Annotated in this window: 1 protein-coding gene; it reads left to right on the top strand. The window is 61.9% G+C overall.

Translation table 11 applies throughout. From position 1 onward, the window contains the following. Positions 1–62 precede the first annotated feature (62 nt). Positions 63–1177 (top strand): IS3 family transposase gene (locus tag GO986_RS22395; RefSeq protein ID WP_439648725.1). Its coding sequence is split into 2 segments (ribosomal slippage): positions 63–312 and positions 312–1177, totalling 1116 coding nucleotides; the frame shifts between segments, so codons are not numbered across the junction. Positions 1178–1227: the final 50 nt, after the last annotated feature.

The following is a 1227-nucleotide window of genomic DNA, read 5'->3' as shown; positions in this document are numbered from 1 at the left end:
TGACCTTGCCCCTGTTTCCGGTGCCAGCCTGATTGCAAATCGAGCAGCAGACTGGGAGACACATGAAGCGCAAACGGTACACAGAACAGCAGATCTTGGAGATCCTTGGGCAGCTTGAGGCCGGAACCCCGATCAGCGATCTGACGCGACTCCATGGAGTCGCGATGACGACCATCTACCGCTGGAAAGCCAAGTACGGTGGCATGACCAAAGACGAGACCCGCAAGTTCCGTCAGCTGGAAGCCGAAAATCAGCGTCTTAAGAAGCTGGTGGCCGACCTGTCGCTCGACAACGCCATGCTCAAAGAGGTGGTGGGGCGAAAGTGGTGACGCCTGGGACGTCGTCCCAGGCGCAGACGCCCCTCAAGAAGCAGATGGTGGCCCTCTTGCGAGACTCGTTCACGGTCAGTGAACGTCGGGCCTGCCGGGTGCTGGGCTTCTCCCGGACCACACACAGACGGAACAGCCCCAAAAGGGAAAAGGACCGGCGCCTGGTCGAGCGTCTCCGCACGCTGGCACAGGAACGACCGCGCTTCGGATACCGACGGATTCACCTGATGCTGGGCCGGGAAGGTGAGACCGTTAACCACAAGCGCGTCTACCGGATTTACCGGGCGGAAGGGCTGGCCGTTCGGAAGAAGGAGCGGAAGAAACTCAGCGTGGGAGCGCGTCAGCAGAAACCGCAGGTTTCTGCGCCCAATCAGCGGTGGAGTCTGGACTTCATGGCTGATCAGCTGGCTTCCGGGCAGCGTTTCCGTGTGCTGAACGTCGTGGACGACTTCACGCGGGAGTGCCTGGTGATGCACGTCGGCACCTCCATCACGGGCCATGATGTCGTCCGCAGCCTCGAGGCGGTCGTTCGCTTCCGGGGCGCACCCCAGGCGATCACCACCGACAACGGCCCGGAGTTCGCGGGGAAGGCTCTGGATCTCTGGACCCACGACCGCGGCATCACGCACACCTTCATCCGGCCTGGAAAACCCGTGGAGAACGCCTACATCGAGAGTTTCAATGGTCGGGTCCGGGACGAGTGCCTCAATCTCCACTGGTTCCAGAGCCTGGATCAAGCTCGCCTGATCCTCACAGCCTGGCGTCAGGACTACAACGACGTCCGGCCCCACACCTCGCTTGGTGGCCGGACCCCAAACGAATTTGCCCGCCTGGAACGGGCGGGCTGAGGTACGCTGAGATTTGCAAATCGGCTGGAACCGCAATTGGGGCACCCTCA

This window comes from Deinococcus arboris, assembly GCF_009755355.1.
Taxonomy (GTDB): Bacteria; Deinococcota; Deinococci; order Deinococcales; family Deinococcaceae; genus Deinococcus; species Deinococcus betulae.
Note: the sequence above shows the minus strand (reverse complement) of the source record. Positions and strands in the feature narration are given on the sequence as shown.